The 13,495-nt window shown below is 67.2% G+C and carries 14 protein-coding genes; 3 read left to right on the top strand and 11 right to left on the bottom strand.

The annotated features are described in order from the left end of the window. Nucleotides 1-515: 515 nt before the first annotated feature. From ACVOME_RS18160 to ACVOME_RS18135, 6 genes are all read right to left on the bottom strand, one after another. On the bottom strand, nt 516-953 hold the full coding sequence (locus tag ACVOME_RS18160; protein ID WP_164153109.1) for a hypothetical protein: 438 nt from the start codon (nt 951-953) through the stop codon (nt 516-518). A gap of 11 nt (nt 954-964) precedes the next feature. Next, nucleotides 965-1,168 (bottom strand): PspC domain-containing protein, encoded by a 204-nt coding sequence (locus ACVOME_RS18155; RefSeq protein ID WP_053517889.1) that lies wholly within the window; start codon nt 1,166-1,168, stop codon nt 965-967. A gap of 64 nt (nt 1,169-1,232) precedes the next feature. Next, nucleotides 1,233-1,604, bottom strand: coding sequence for a YfeK family protein (locus tag ACVOME_RS18150; protein WP_481505369.1), 372 nt, complete (start codon nt 1,602-1,604; stop codon nt 1,233-1,235). 32 nt (nt 1,605-1,636) lie between these two features. Then, nucleotides 1,637-2,710, bottom strand: coding sequence for a class III poly(R)-hydroxyalkanoic acid synthase subunit PhaC (locus ACVOME_RS18145; RefSeq protein ID WP_053517887.1), 1,074 nt, complete (start codon nt 2,708-2,710; stop codon nt 1,637-1,639). Between the two features lie 3 nt (nt 2,711-2,713). Continuing rightward, the gene (gene phaE, locus ACVOME_RS18140) at nt 2,714-3,805 is read right to left on the bottom strand and encodes a class III poly(R)-hydroxyalkanoic acid synthase subunit PhaE (protein WP_481505368.1); all 1,092 of its coding nucleotides are present in this window, start codon (nt 3,803-3,805) and stop codon (nt 2,714-2,716) included. 22 nt (nt 3,806-3,827) lie between these two features. Beyond that, nucleotides 3,828-4,442 carry a CDP-alcohol phosphatidyltransferase family protein gene (locus tag ACVOME_RS18135; RefSeq protein WP_053517884.1) on the bottom strand — a complete coding sequence of 205 codons (615 nt, stop codon included), beginning with the start codon at nt 4,440-4,442 and terminating at the stop codon, nt 3,828-3,830. A gap of 343 nt (nt 4,443-4,785) precedes the next feature. Between ACVOME_RS18135 and ACVOME_RS18130 the strand changes: the two genes are divergently transcribed. Then, nucleotides 4,786-5,436, top strand: coding sequence for a class I SAM-dependent methyltransferase (locus tag ACVOME_RS18130; RefSeq protein ID WP_065182725.1), 651 nt, complete (start codon nt 4,786-4,788; stop codon nt 5,434-5,436). A gap of 98 nt (nt 5,437-5,534) precedes the next feature. Here ACVOME_RS18130 and ACVOME_RS18125 read toward each other — a convergent pair whose 3' ends face one another. The 5 genes from ACVOME_RS18125 to ppsR all read right to left on the bottom strand — a co-directional run bounded on the left by ACVOME_RS18125 (nt 5,535) and on the right by ppsR (nt 9,778). Next, nucleotides 5,535-6,896 (bottom strand): MATE family efflux transporter, encoded by a 1,362-nt coding sequence (locus ACVOME_RS18125; RefSeq protein ID WP_481505367.1) that lies wholly within the window; start codon nt 6,894-6,896, stop codon nt 5,535-5,537. A 115-nt stretch (nt 6,897-7,011) separates the two neighbouring features. Beyond that, on the bottom strand, nt 7,012-7,644 hold the full coding sequence (locus ACVOME_RS18120; RefSeq protein ID WP_481505366.1) for a DUF2239 family protein: 633 nt from the start codon (nt 7,642-7,644) through the stop codon (nt 7,012-7,014). Nucleotides 7,645-7,737: 93 nt separating this feature from the next. Beyond that, on the bottom strand, nt 7,738-8,226 hold the full coding sequence (locus ACVOME_RS18115) for an NUDIX hydrolase (protein ID WP_053517878.1): 489 nt from the start codon (nt 8,224-8,226) through the stop codon (nt 7,738-7,740). 40 nt (nt 8,227-8,266) lie between these two features. Continuing rightward, nucleotides 8,267-8,779: a DUF1249 domain-containing protein gene (locus ACVOME_RS18110; RefSeq protein WP_053517876.1), complete on the bottom strand. Its 513-nt coding sequence runs from the start codon at nt 8,777-8,779 to the stop codon at nt 8,267-8,269. Between the two features lie 177 nt (nt 8,780-8,956). Continuing rightward, nucleotides 8,957-9,778 carry a posphoenolpyruvate synthetase regulatory kinase/phosphorylase PpsR gene (ppsR, locus tag ACVOME_RS18105; RefSeq protein WP_053517875.1) on the bottom strand — a complete coding sequence of 274 codons (822 nt, stop codon included), beginning with the start codon at nt 9,776-9,778 and terminating at the stop codon, nt 8,957-8,959. 145 nt (nt 9,779-9,923) lie between these two features. On the opposite strand from ppsR, the gene ppsA reads away from it, so the two are divergent. Then, a complete protein-coding gene (gene ppsA / locus ACVOME_RS18100; protein WP_053517874.1) occupies nt 9,924-12,302 on the top strand; it encodes a phosphoenolpyruvate synthase in 2,379 nt (792 codons plus the stop codon). Nucleotides 12,303-12,458: 156 nt separating this feature from the next. Next, nucleotides 12,459-13,352 carry a mechanosensitive ion channel family protein gene (locus ACVOME_RS18095; RefSeq protein ID WP_065175325.1) on the top strand — a complete coding sequence of 298 codons (894 nt, stop codon included), beginning with the start codon at nt 12,459-12,461 and terminating at the stop codon, nt 13,350-13,352. Nucleotides 13,353-13,495: the final 143 nt, after the last annotated feature.

Here is a 13,495-nt window from a genome sequence, read left to right as displayed (position 1 = left end):
CCCTGCACCCCTGAACCACCGGCAACGTCAAGGGAAAACGGGGTGGTGGTTTTGTGTGGGTGGGGGGGGGCGGTGTGGGCCTGCAGGACACGCCGTAAACCCGTCCCTGGGGGCTCGATGGCGCCATCCATGGCGCCAACGGTCCCGCGAACCCACCCCCCCCGGCCCCTGACAGTTCTTCGGGCACGTTCACCCACGGAAAAGAAAAAGAAGATCAAAAGCAAAAGCAGCCTGGCCGACCGCTTTTTGTAGAGCCGAGCCCACGCTCGGCTGCTTTCAGGTCAGTCCACGAAGCCGAGCGCAGGCTCGGCTCTACACGAGCACGCGCAGCGGGCGACCCGCTTCTGCTGTTCTTTCTTCTTTTCCGTGGGTGGTGCAGGCCACAGCCCTCTATCAGAGGGCGGTCGGGTTGGGGGCGCGGGGGTGTCCGCGGCATGGATGCCGCGGCCAAGCCCCCAGGGAACGGTTCACGGCGTCCATTGCCGCCCACGAGGGGCTGTGCCGTTGGCTGCAGACTACGGCCACCAGCCGTGCCCGAACCGGGCGTAATGATCCGCCGCCCGCTCGAACGGGTTGCGCGCACTCACCCCACCGCACAACAGGTACACCGGCAGGTACAACGGCCCCAGCACCATGTACTGGTACACGTGCGCACGTTCGTGATCATCCAGCCGGATCAGCGGTTCCACGCCCCACCCCGCCTGATGCGCATAGGTGCGGCAGGAAATGCCCAGGTCATGCCCGGTGTGCAGGATCACGTTGCCCAGGGTGATCGCCCCGCCGGGACCCCAGGGCCAGCGGTCGAACACCAGCGCGCAGTCAAGGCCGCTCCAGCGCACCGTCGCACCTCCCAGCAGCCCGGCCAGGCCTCCGACCAGGCCGATCAGCGAATTGGGAACGGTCCAGGCTGCACCCAGCACCTGCAAGGCACGCAGCCAGATCGGCCGGACCATGGCAGGACGGTTCAATCGGCCTCGTTGGGAATCAGCAGCCACAGGATCAGATAGACCAGGATGCCGGGAAATGCCGCCGATGCCAGCGACACCAGTACGAAGACCACCCGCAGCAGCGTGGAATTCCAGCCGAAGCGATGCGCGATGCCGCCCATCACCCCGGCGATCATCCGGTCGTTCAGCGAGCGCGACAACGTGCGGGGCGTGGTACTCATGGCGGATCCTCCTGGCAGTGCATAAAGCAGTCGAACAGGACTCGACTCTACACCGCCCCCCTGTCTACGGCGTGCGTTGGCGCAGCGCCTGCAGCCGGGCGCTGAACCATGCGGCCGACGCCTGATCCGGTTGCCCGGGGCACTGGATGCGGTAGGCCTTGCCGCTCATGCTGCTCTGGGTGGCCGCGCGTTCGATGAACTGCTCGGCGCTCTCCACCAGGTCCTTCTTCAGCAGGTAGTCGTACTTGCGCTGCAGGTGCGCGCGCGCACTGCTGCCGTCGTACCAGCGGCCGTTGCGCTGGAAACGGCACTGGGAGCCGTCCAGGCTGGAGATCAGCTGCGCGATTTCGCCGCGCGCTACGGGGCCCGGGGCCGCAGGGGCCCATGCAGGGGTCAGCAGCAGCGCTGCAACCAGCAGTGATTTGTGCGACAGCATCCTTGGCTCCAGCCCGTCCAGAGCGCCTGAGACTAGCCCTTCCCGTCCCGGGCCTTCAACCAGCCATCAATCGTAGCTGGCACTTCGCGCTGCGCCCGTCCGGACACGTAGATTCCAATATGCCCCCCGCGGAAACTGGACTCGGTGTAGTCCTCCGTGCCCAGGCGCCCCCGCATCGCGCGCGACGCATCCGGTGGCACCAGATGGTCTTGCTCGGCATAGATGTTCAGCACGGGCAGGGTCACCTGCGACAGATCCACAGCTTCCTCGCCGATCCGCACCGTACCGTTCACCAGCGCGTTGTCCTGGTAGAACTGCTTGATGAAGTCGCGGAACGCCTCGCCCGCCAGATCCGGCGAATCGAAGATCCATTTCTCCATGCGCAGGAAATCCTCCAGCGCGGCCTTGTCATCGAGGATGTCCAGCAGGCCCACGTACTTCTGCACGTTCAGGCGGAACGGCTTGAGCATCAGGTAACTGGCATTCATCAGGTCGGCCGGGATGTTGCCCAGCGTGTCCACCAGCAGGTCCACATCCACCTGCCGCGCCCAGTGCGAGAGCATGTTGTCGGCGGTGTGGAAATCAACGGGCGTCACCATGGTGATCAGCTTGCCCAGCTTCTGCCGGCGCAGCGCCGCATAGCACAGCGCGAACACACCGCCCTGGCAGATGCCGAGCAGGTCCACCGGGCCGCCGCTGCGCGCGCGCAGGGCATCCACCGCGCCCTCGATGTAGCGCAGCAGGTAGTCCTCCAGCGTCTGGAACCGTTCGGATCGATCCGGGTAGCCCCAGTCCAGCACGTACACGTCCTGCCCCAGTGCCAGCAGCTTCTGCACCAGCGAGCGATCGGCCTGCAGGTCAACCATGTAGGGGCGGTTGACCAGTGCGTAGACGATCAGCAGCGGCGTCCGCCGGGTCGGTGCCTGTTCGCCGACGAAGCGATAGAGCACCACCTTGCCATCACGCCAGACTTCCTCGCGGGCGGTAACCCCGTAATCGACATCTTCCACCTGCGGCAGCAGCTTCAGCCCTTCCATCAGCTTGCGCTGCATGGCCAGGGTCTCCTGCATCAGGTCATCGGCATTGAAGCCCAGAGGTCCCTTCATCGGTCATGTTTTCCGCGAGGAAGTACGGGATGTCGCCTTCCTGGCTGGCGCACGCTTTGCAGCAGCCTTCTTGACTGCAGCCTTCTTGACTGCAGCCTTCGGCGTTGGCGCCGCCTTCTTCGCGGCCGCCCTGCGAGTGCCAGGCTTCACCCTGGCCGGGGCCGGCTGTGCGGCCGGATCCACCGTCGCCGTACCCGCCAGCACCGTCACCTGCGCCTGCAGGCGACGCAGGCTGCGCTCCAGCTCGGCAATGCGACGGTGCGCGGCATCCATTTCGGAACGGGTCGGCAGGCCGATCCGCTCGCTTACCTGCTCCACTTCGCGCTGCAGCCCAGCGCGCAGGCGCATCTGTGCGTTGCCGAGGTCCGCATAGACCTGCTGGAACGGCTCGGACAGGGCCACCTTGGCGTAAGCCTCTTCGGCCGCCTCGATCCACAGGTCGAACATCGCCCGCGCGCTGGTCAACTGGCTGCCGGGCTGCTCATGCCGGGCCAGCCGCTGCTCGAACAGCTCGAAGGCCTCGTCCAGCGCCTGCCGGATCTGTTCGACATAGGCGCGTGACTGCTGCTGGTAATCCTCCTGCGCGCGCAGCAGGGCCTGCCAGCGCGCCTGGTGTTCACGGCCGGGACCGAAGGCGGGGCTCTGCAGCCACGGGCCCGCCTGCAGCTGCCATTGCTGCAGCCAGTTGGCGAACTCCGGCAACGAACCGCCGGCCTGGGTGCTGCCGCGCGCGCCCTGCAGCATCCATTGCAGCAGGCCATCCCCCTGGCCCTGCACTGCCTCACGCCAGGCCTGTGCCACTTCTGCGCTGCTGGCATCGCGACCGGCGAAGCGGCTGGCGACCTCCTGCATCGTGCCGTACCAGCTGCCCGCCTGCTCGCGGAACCGGCGCACCGCGTCCTCCGGCGCACCCGGCCCCTGCTCGGGCAGCATCTGGCTCCAGCCGTCAAACAGGCGCTGCCAGCTGCCGGCATCGCCGCTGCCCGGCGCACCGGCGGCGGAGGCATGGCGCAGGGCATCGCCCCAAGCCCCGAAATACTGCCCGGCCAGAGTCTCGAAATCGCTGCTGCCGGCGTCATGGGCCGAACTGGTCATCGCAGGCCTCCGCAGGATGCCGTCATGGCTTGGGAATACGCAGGGTCTTGCTGATCATCAGCGACCCGGACAGGGCGAACAGCAGCACCATCGGATGCAACTGCCACGGACCCAGCTGCCATTGGCCAAGCCAGATGTCCGGGCCGATCGCGTCGGTACCCGCCGCGATCGCCAGCACGATCACCAGCACCAGGCTGGTCGGGATCGGGGTGCCCTCGAAAAACTTCACCTTGCCCTCGTCGCCGGCCAGCGCCTCGGCAGTCACGTTGTAGCGGGCAAGGCGGCTGACGCCACAGCAGACGAAGTAGCTCAGCACCAGCCAGTCCCACCCGCCCTGCATGCCACAGGCATAGGCCAGCGCGGCCGGGGCCACGCCGAAGGAGATCACGTCGGACAGCGAATCCAGCTCGCGGCCCAGCGTCGAACTGGATTTGCGCCAGCGCGCGATGCGGCCGTCCAGCGCGTCGAAGATGAAGGCCAGCGGGATCAACGCCATGCCGAACAGCAGGTAGCCACGCTCGCCATCCTGCAGGAAGCGCATGGCGGCGAACACCGCGCCGGTGCCGCAGAAGGCGTTGGCCAGGGTGAACCAGTCCGCCAGCTGGAACTCGCGCAGCATCGAGAAGTGACGTTTCATGAAGTCTCACGGGGCATCAAGGGCCACAGGTTACCGCGAGCGCAGCCGCTGGCGACAGCACGGCCCGCGTTCCCCCTTCACCGGTCGCTCACGCATCGTCACCAGCGGTGAATTTTTCGCCACCCATCTTGACAGCCTAGGGGGGTGGCGCCTGTCGAGGCTTATCCACAAAGTTGCCCACGCGTAATCCACACCCCCTGTGGACAACCCGTTCTCACCGACTGCGACGGTGGACATTTGCTCATCACTTCTGGCGGGGTTTCCGCCCTTCCCAAGCCGGCTCTCTGGCGCTATGGTCAGCGGCGGACCCGCCGTCGCCACGTCCTGATCCCCTCACCGGACGATGCCGATGCTGGACGCAGCCACCCTGGCCGCTCAACTGCGGATGCCCCATGGCGACCACGCCCTGGACGTGGCCGACGCGATGAACCGCAGCAATGGCGGGCTCAACCAGGCCGCCATCCGCCTGCTCGCGACCGCTGCAGGCGAGAGCGTGCTGGAAATCGGCCCGGGCAATGGCGCGTTCGCGCCCCTGCTGCTGCAAGCGGCCAACAGCCGCTACCTCGGTATCGAACTGTCCACCGCCATGGTTGCGGCCGGCAACCAGCGACTGGCCTCGACCGGCCTGGGTGATCGCGCGGAACTGCGCCATGGCGACGCCCACGCCCTGCCCGTCACCGATGCCTGCGTGGACGCGGCGCTGAGCGTAAACACCCTCTACTTCTGGCCGAACCTGGCGCCGGTGCTGGACGAACTGGCGCGGGTGCTGCGCCCTGGCGGCCGCCTGTGCCTGGCGTTCGGCGATGCCACTTTCATGCGCGGTCTGCCGTTTGCCTCGACCTTCCACCTGCACGAACTGGAGGCGGTGGAACGCGCGCTGCGGATCTCGGGCTTCCGTGTTTCGGCCTGGCGGGCACACCGTGAAACCGCGGAAGGCAACGATGGCCAGCAGCGCGAGAAGCACTTCCATCTGCTGCTGGCGCACCGGCAGTGATCGTTTTCCGTCGGGGATGGCCCGGCGCTACCTCAAGGATGCCGGCCCGGTAGCGCCGGGCCATGCCCGGCGAGCGCAGCGGCCAGGCGCCCAGGCGCTCAGCCGGCAATCCGGCGCCGCCAACCGGCGAAGCAGAACAGCTGCAGCACCAGCATCATCACCAGTCCCAGCGGCCAGGCCCACCACAGTCCCGCCAGGCCATGCCGCGCATGCAGCCAGGCCGCCAGCGGCAGTTCCAGCAGCACGATGGCCGCCATTCCGAGCAGCGCCGGCCACACGACCGTGCCGCTGCCGCGCATCACGCCCACCAGCACCGAGGCGCCGCCCATTGCCAGCACGCCCCAGGCCACCGTGCGCAGCTGCTCTGTCGCCAGCGCGCGTACGTCCGGTGCGTCCAGGATCAGGCCGACCAGCCACGGTGCCGACAGCATCACCAGCCCCACCACCGCAGCCAGCAGCCCGCCCCCCAGCCACGCACCGGTGCGGGCGATCGCAGGCAGCCGCGCCACGCGCCCTGCGCCCATCGCGTGCGCAGCCAGTACAGTGGCGGTGATGCCCAGCGACATCGCCGGCAGCTGCACCCAGCTCATCAGCTGGTTGACCGCGCCATAGGCGGCGGTCGCCAGGTACCCGTGCCGGTTGATCCAGCCCAGCAGTACGATTTCGGCAACGGCCAGGCTGAGCATCTGCAGCGATGACGGCACCCCGATCCGCAGCATCGATCGCGCCGTGACCCCATCCACCCGCACCGCACGCAGCAGATCACGGTCGGGTGCCAGCGGATGCCCCTGTCGGCGCCAGCGCCACAACAGCCAGGCCAACGCCAGCGTGGAAGCCAGCACCGCGGAGAATGCGGCGCTGGCCGCTCCCATCCTCGGCAGGCCTGCAGCACCGACGATCAGCAAGGGTGTACACAGCAGGCCGATCAAGGTGACGATCAGCAACGCGTGCAGCGGCGACATCGCATCGCCCACCGCGCGGCTGACCGACGTTGCCAGCCAGAGCAGGAAGATCACCGGCACGCCGCTCAGCATGATGCGCGCGTAGGCGATGGCCTCACCCAGGATCGGCGCCGGTGTGCCGAGCGCCTGCAGCAGCTGCGGTGCGAACAGGTTGCCGACCACCATCACCAGCAACGACACCGCCAGCATCAGCGCGACCGCCGTTCCGGCGACCCGCCGCACCCGCACCACATCACCGCACCCCCACGCCTGCCCGATCAGCACCGTGGCGCCCGTGGCCAGGCCCATCGCCAGGGCCAGCAACAGGAAGAACATCGGAAACACCGCCGCCGCTGCGGCCACCGCATGTGCACCGAGCAGGTGGCCGAGGTAGATGTTGTCGAGCGTCCCGGAGGCCAGCTGCAGGGCGTTGGTCAACAGCATCGGCAGCAGCAACCCGAGATAGGCGCGCCACAGGGGGGGCGACACAGGCGCTGCGGACAGTGATGGGGGATTCATGGGCATTCCATGGGCAAAGCGTTGCCCTGCCCGGCCAAGGGGCCAGCAGGAGACGCAGGTGGGAGGAGTAACGGCCCGCGGTCAGCGCGGCCGCTTGCATGTGCGGGGCGACAGGTCAGTCGTCGGTGCTGCCGGCAGGTTCGTCGAAGGCCAGACGCAAAGCGTGGCTGCGTACGTCGACAGGCCAGCTTTCCAGCACAGCCTGCAGGCGCGCGCGGTCGTGCGCGAACAGCGCACGCGTGGCTTCCTCGAAGCCGGGCAGATCGCCGCCGATGGTCTGCAGGAAGTGATACGCGCGCTCGGCGTTGCGGCGCTGCCGGTCCAGATCGGCACCGGCCCGGCTGGCCGCTTCCACCAGCCGCCGCAGCGCCACCGAGGCGCCGCCCGGCTGTCCGGCCAGCCAGGTCCAATGACGCGGCAGCAGCGTGACCTCGCGCGCGACCACACCCAGTTTCGGTCGCCCGCGCCCGCGCGCCACCACCGGTTCATCGGTGGCCGCCGTCTGCACATCGGCTTCCGGGCGTGATGCCGGGAAGGCCTGGGCGATACGCACCAGCAGCTGCGCGACGCTGCCACGCGTGTCGAAATCCCGGGTCAGGCCGGTGGCGTTGTCGAACACCAGCAGCGGGCCGGCAGCCGCATCGGCACGCAGCTGCCTGAGCGCCAGCGCGGCGACGTCCGGCGTACCGGAAGCGACAAGTCGATGACCGTCGAAGCAGCTGAACGGCGGAAGGGGAGCATTGGACATGGCACGGGCACCGGGGCGATGCGGAAATATTACCCGGGCAATTTTATGGCGTCAATATCACCCGGGTATTAATCCGCACTGCCTCGACGCGGCTCACAGCCGGCTGAACGACCAGCTCTGCATGCGTCCGTCCTTGTACGGCATCACCCCGTGGAATGGACGCGGATCCGCGTCGAACACCAGCGGCAGGAAATTGCGGTCGCCCTCCCACATCGGCAGCGTGTCGAGCTTGTCCAGGTCCACCCACTCCAGCGTGCCCTCATGGTTACCGCCGTGCGGGCTGCCTTCAAAGCCGTCGATCACGAACACGAACCCGAACCAGTCCTCACCGTGCTTGCCGAAACCCGGCCAGCTGATGGTGCCGCGCAGACGCATCGAGGTACACGCGATGCCGGCTTCCTCTGCGATTTCGCGGCGCATGCCGGCTGCCACGTCCTCGCTCGGCTCGATCTTGCCCCCCAGGCCGTTGTACTTGCCCAGATGGTGGTCGCCGGGGCGGGTATTGCGATGGATCATCAGCACCTGGCGCCCGTCGGGCGAAAGCACATAGCCCAGGGTGGCGACGATCGGGGTATACGGCATGGCGGCATCCGGCGGCAGGTCAGCCCCGGATTATGGCCGATCAGCGCACCAGCGACAGGCGACGCTCGCCATCGGCTGCCGCGCTGCCGTCCGGATCGCGACGCAGGGTGGCCACGCCATGGCCACGCTCGGCCAGGTATTCCAGCCACTTGCCGAGGAAGGTGTTCATCCGCATGCGGTGGCTGATCAGTTCGGCCGGCGGCGGATACAGCCCCATGGTGTCCTGCCAGCGGCGGCCGACGTAGCAATGGGTGGTTTCAGCCTGGCGTGCGTCGCGGTACAGGCGCACATAGGCCGACGGGTCCGGCTCGCCGGTCACCGGGTCGGCCAGGTCGTAGGTCAGGCGCAGTTCGACGGTGTAGCGATGGCACTCGATCACGTCCAGGCGCACATCCAGACCATCACCCACCGAAGAGATGTAGCTGCCCGCAACCAGCTCGGCCGGTGCGAACAGGCGCACCAGGTGCCGGTAGTTTTCCGCATACAGGCCCATGAGCCAGCTCAGCCGGCTCAGGCGGGGAATGCGTTCGGTTCGGGGCAAGGCTCGGGCCATGGGTCGATCCTACACGTTGGTGGTTCAACGTGGGGGCGGTTCACGCCGCAGCCAACCCACCGGCCGCGATCGTCCCTGTCCAGCCACGCGCCGACGGGTAGCGCCGGGCCATGCCCGGCGAGCACGCAGCGCAGCCATCCAGCGTGGCCCGGCATCGCCGGCGCCGGCGGGAGAGGATCAGTACATTTCGCGCTGCAGCCCCAGCGTGCCCAGCACCTTGCTGGAGATTTCCTCGATGGAGGTGTGGGTGGTGCTCAGGGTCGGAATTCTCTCCATGCGGAACATGGTCTCGGCCGCCGCCACTTCGCGCCGGCAGGTTTCCAGATTGGCGTAGCGTGAGTTCGGCCGGCGCTCCTGGCGGATCTGCTGCAGCCTGTCCGGGTCGATGGTCAGGCCGAACAGCTTCCGCCGGTAGTTGCGCAGCCGCGCAGGCAGGCGGTCGCTTTCCAGGTCTTCATCGGTCAGCGGATAGTTGGCTGCGCGCACCCCGTAGTGCAGGGCCAGGTAGATGCAGGTCGGGGTCTTGCCGGCCCGCGACACCGCCACCAGGATCACGTCGGCATCGTCGTAGTTCACCGCGATGCCGTCGTCGTGGGTCAAGGCGAAGTTCATCGCATTGATGCGGCGGTGGTAGGTGTCGAAATCGACCATGCCGTGGGCCTGGCCGACCCGGGCCAGGCGCGGGCTGGACAGTTCCCGCTCCAGCGGCTCGATGAACGGCGCGAACACGTCCAGCATCAGCGCCCCGCTGTCTGCCAGGATCAGGCTCAGGCTCTGGTCCACGCAGGAGTTCACCACGATCGGCCGGACCTGGTAGCGCTCCCCCGCCGCCTGGATCCGGGCACAGGCTTCACGGGCCTTTTCGGGGTCATCGACGAACGACATGCGATCGGTAATGAAGCTGAACCCGGAGAACTGGGTCAGCAGGCTATGTCCAATGGTTTCAGCGGTGATACCGGTTCCATCGGAAACATAGAACACCGGGCGGATGGTCGACATGCGCGCTTTTACCCCCTACGAAGCCTAAAAAGGCCGCCAGCACAAGCTTGTGCCGACGGTACTCTGCCCGGCATCATATCGGCTTCTTCCTACGGACGCGGCCATTACAGCCCGCCTCGGGCGATGGCCAAACGGAGCATCGCGCTTGAACGAGAACATCCTGTGGTTGCACGAACTGCGTCTGGCCGACCTGGCCCGCGTAGGCGGCAAGAATTCGTCGCTGGGCGAGATGATCGGCAATCTGGCCGGTCTGGGCGTGTCGGTGCCAGGCGGTTATGCCACCACCGCTGAAGCCTTCAAGGACTTCATCGCGCACAACGATCTGTCCAAGCGCATCTTCGACAAGCTGGCCACGCTGGACGTCGAGGACGTTACCGCGCTGACCGCGGCCGGCAAGGAAATCCGTGGCTGGGTCATCGACGCTCCGCTGCAGCCGCAGCTGGACCAGGACATCCGGACCGCGTACGCCAAGCTGAGCGCCGAGAACGGCGGCGGCGACGTGGCCGTGGCGGTGCGCTCTTCGGCCACCGCCGAAGATCTGCCCGACGCCTCGTTCGCCGGCCAGCAGGAAACCTTCCTCAACGTCACCGGTGCCGACGATGTCGTGCACAAGGTCAAGGAAGTGTTCGCTTCGCTGTACAACGACCGCGCCATCGCCTACCGCGTACACCACGGCTTCAAGCATGAGGACGTGTTCCTGTCCGCCGGCGTGCAGCTGATGGTGCGCTCGGGCGTGGGTTCCTCCGGCGTGCTGTTCACCCTGGATACCGAATCGGGCTTCCGCGACGTGGTGTTCGTCACCTCGTCCTTCGGCCTGGGCGAAATGGTCGTGCAGGGCGCGGTCAACCCGGACGAGTACTACGTCTACAAGCCCACCCTGCAGGCCGGCAAGCCGGCGATCCTGCGCCGCTCGCTCGGCAGCAAGGCGATCCGCATGGTGTACTCGGACGTTCCCGGCGAGCGCGTCAGGATCGAGGACACTCCGGCCGAACTGCGCAACACCTTCTCGATCAGCGACGAGGACGTGCAGGAACTGGCCAAGCAGGCGCTGGTGATCGAAAAGCACTACGGCCGCCCGATGGATATCGAGTGGGCCAAGGACGGTGTCAGCGGCAAGCTGTTCATCGTGCAGGCGCGCCCGGAGACGGTGAAGTCGCGCAGCCACGCCACCCAGATCGAGCGCTTCGCGCTGACCGAAAAGGGCGGCAACGTGCTGGCTGAAGGCCGTGCCGTGGGCGCCAAGATCGGTTCGGGCGTGGCCCGCGTGGTGAAGACGCTGGACGACATGAACCGCGTGCAGCCGGGCGACGTGCTGATTGCCGACATGACCGATCCCGATTGGGAGCCGGTGATGAAGCGCGCTTCGGCCATCGTCACCAACCGCGGTGGCCGTACCTGCCACGCCGCGATCATCGCCCGCGAGCTGGGCGTACCGGCCGTGGTCGGCTCGGGCAACGCCACCAAGGTCATCGAAGACGGCCAGCTGGTCACCGTCAGCTGCGCTGAAGGCGATACCGGCTTCATCTACGAAGGCAAGCTCGGCTTTGAGCGCACCACCACCGATCTGGGCAACATGCCGCCGGCTCCGCTGAAGATCATGATGAACGTGGCCAACCCGGAACGTGCCTTCGACTTCGGCCAGCTGCCGAACGCCGGCATCGGCCTGGCGCGCCTGGAAATGATCATCGCCAGCCACATCGGCATCCACCCGAACGCGCTGCTGGAGTACGACCGCCAGGACGCGGCAACCAAGAAGAAGATCGACGAGAAGATCGCCGGCTATGGCGACCCGGTCAGCTTCTACGTGGACCGCCTGGCCGAGGGCATCGCCACCCTCACCGCGTCGGTCGCGCCGAACCCGGTGATCGTGCGCCTGTCGGACTTCAAGTCCAACGAGTACGCCAACCTGATCGGCGGCAGCAACTACGAGCCGCACGAAGAGAACCCGATGATCGGCTTCCGCGGCGCCAGCCGTTATGTCGATCCGAGCTTCTCGGCTGCCTTCGCGCTGGAGTGCAAGGCCGTACTGCGCGTGCGCAACGAAATGGGCCTGGACAACCTCTGGGTCATGATTCCGTTCGTGCGCACGCTGGAAGAAGGCCGCAAGGTGGTGGAAGTCCTCGCCCAGAACGGCCTGAAGCAGGGCGAGAACGGCCTGAAGATCATCATGATGTGCGAAGTGCCGTCCAACGCACTGCTCGCCGATGAGTTCCTGGAGATCTTCGACGGCTTCTCGATCGGCTCCAACGACCTGACCCAGCTCACCCTGGGCCTGGACCGCGACTCGTCGATCGTCGCCCATCTGTTCGACGAACGTAACCCGGCAGTGAAGAAGCTGCTGTCGATGGCGATCAAGTCGGCACGGGCCAAGGGCAAGTACGTCGGCATCTGTGGCCAAGGCCCGTCCGATCACCCGGACCTGGCCGAATGGCTGATGCAGGAAGGCATTGAATCGGTGTCGCTGAACCCGGACACCGTGGTCGATACCTGGCTGCGCCTGGCCAAGCTGAAGGCCAGCGCATGATGCGTTGAAGGCTGCAGGCTGACGTCGTTTTCATCGACGTCCGCCCATACTGCTGCTGCATGCAAGCCCCGCCTCTGCGGGGCTTGCTGTTTCTGGCGTGCGCGCACGCCCTGCCCTGCCCTGGGCAACTCCCTTTCGCAGCAGAGGACCACCCGCATGATCGCCGCCGCACCCGCTACGCCCGCCACGTCATCCTGGTTCCACACCTTGAACTGGGAGCGACTGCTGGAAACCTATGGCGTGCCACTGCTGGCCGCCATCGTGGTGCTGCTGGTCGGCCTGTGGGTGGCACGCCGCCTGTCCAACGCGATGCCGCGCGCGACCGCGCGAATGGGCGCCGACCCGATGCTGGGCAGCTTCCTGCGCAACGTGGTGTATGCGGCGTCGCTGGTGATCGTGGTGGTGCTGGCCATCGGCACGCTTGGCGTAAAGATCACCCCGCTGCTGGCCGTGCTCGGTACTGCAGGCCTGGCCGTCGGCCTGGCGCTGAAGGATTCGCTGTCCAACATCGCTTCAGGCGTGATGCTGGTGACCCTGCGCCCGTTCCGCGTGGGCGATGTGGTGACGGTCGCCGGCCAGACCGGCACGGTACGCGAAGTGCGCATTTTCCAGACCGTCATCACCGGCGCTGACAACCAGCACACCACCATTCCGAACACCCTGATCACCGCGGCGCCGATCATCAACCTCACGGCCGAACCGACCCGTCGCGTCGAGCTGGTGGTCGGCATCGGCTACGACGACGACATCCAGCTGGCGCGCGATACCGCCCTCGCGCTGATGAAGGCCGACCCGCGCGTACTTCAGACGCCGGTGCCGGACGTAGTGGTCTACGAGCTGGGCGCGCACGCGATCAATCTGGGCATCCGCTGCTATGTGAAGTCGGCCGACTGGTTCGGCACGAAGGTGACGCTGCTCGAGCAGATCAAGCTGGGCTACGACAAGGCTGGTATCAACATTCCTTACCCGCAGCAGGACATGCATCTGTACCTGCACGGCAAGGACGGTGGCGTGGTCGAAGCCGACGCGCTGGTGCGCGACACGCCCTGACCGCCGCGCCTCATCCCGCGCTGCGCGCTCGCCGGGGCAGGGCCGGGGGGTGCGGGGGGAAAGGGGGGGCCCGGGGGCGGGGGGGGGGGGCCCGCGGGGGGGGGGGGGGGGGCGCGCCGCCGCGGGGCGGCGGGGGGGGGGGG

It is taken from the genome of Stenotrophomonas sp. STEN008, from assembly GCF_056760435.1.
This window is presented reverse-complemented; position numbering and strand designations above follow the sequence as displayed.

Coding starts and splice junctions, on each gene's coding strand:
- ACVOME_RS18155 (WP_053517889.1), bottom strand. CDS start 1,168: ATGAGTACCACGCCCCGCACGTTGTCGCGCTCGCTGAACGACCGGATG.
- ACVOME_RS18120 (WP_481505366.1), bottom strand. CDS start 7,644: ATGTCCAATGCTCCCCTTCCGCCGTTCAGCTGCTTCGACGGTCATCGA.
- ACVOME_RS18125 (WP_481505367.1), bottom strand. CDS start 6,896: ATGAATCCCCCATCACTGTCCGCAGCGCCTGTGTCGCCCCCCCTGTGG.
- ACVOME_RS18130 (WP_065182725.1), top strand. CDS start 4,786: ATGCCGATGCTGGACGCAGCCACCCTGGCCGCTCAACTGCGGATGCCC.
- ppsR (WP_053517875.1), bottom strand. CDS start 9,778: ATGTCGACCATCCGCCCGGTGTTCTATGTTTCCGATGGAACCGGTATC.
- ACVOME_RS18115 (WP_053517878.1), bottom strand. CDS start 8,226: ATGCCGTATACCCCGATCGTCGCCACCCTGGGCTATGTGCTTTCGCCC.
- phaE (WP_481505368.1), bottom strand. CDS start 3,805: ATGACCAGTTCGGCCCATGACGCCGGCAGCAGCGATTTCGAGACTCTG.
- ACVOME_RS18160 (WP_164153109.1), bottom strand. CDS start 953: ATGGTCCGGCCGATCTGGCTGCGTGCCTTGCAGGTGCTGGGTGCAGCC.
- ACVOME_RS18145 (WP_053517887.1), bottom strand. CDS start 2,710: ATGAAGGGACCTCTGGGCTTCAATGCCGATGACCTGATGCAGGAGACC.
- ACVOME_RS18150 (WP_481505369.1), bottom strand. CDS start 1,604: ATGCTGTCGCACAAATCACTGCTGGTTGCAGCGCTGCTGCTGACCCCT.
- ACVOME_RS18135 (WP_053517884.1), bottom strand. CDS start 4,442: ATGAAACGTCACTTCTCGATGCTGCGCGAGTTCCAGCTGGCGGACTGG.
- ACVOME_RS18110 (WP_053517876.1), bottom strand. CDS start 8,779: ATGGCCCGAGCCTTGCCCCGAACCGAACGCATTCCCCGCCTGAGCCGG.
- ACVOME_RS18095 (WP_065175325.1), top strand. CDS start 12,459: ATGATCGCCGCCGCACCCGCTACGCCCGCCACGTCATCCTGGTTCCAC.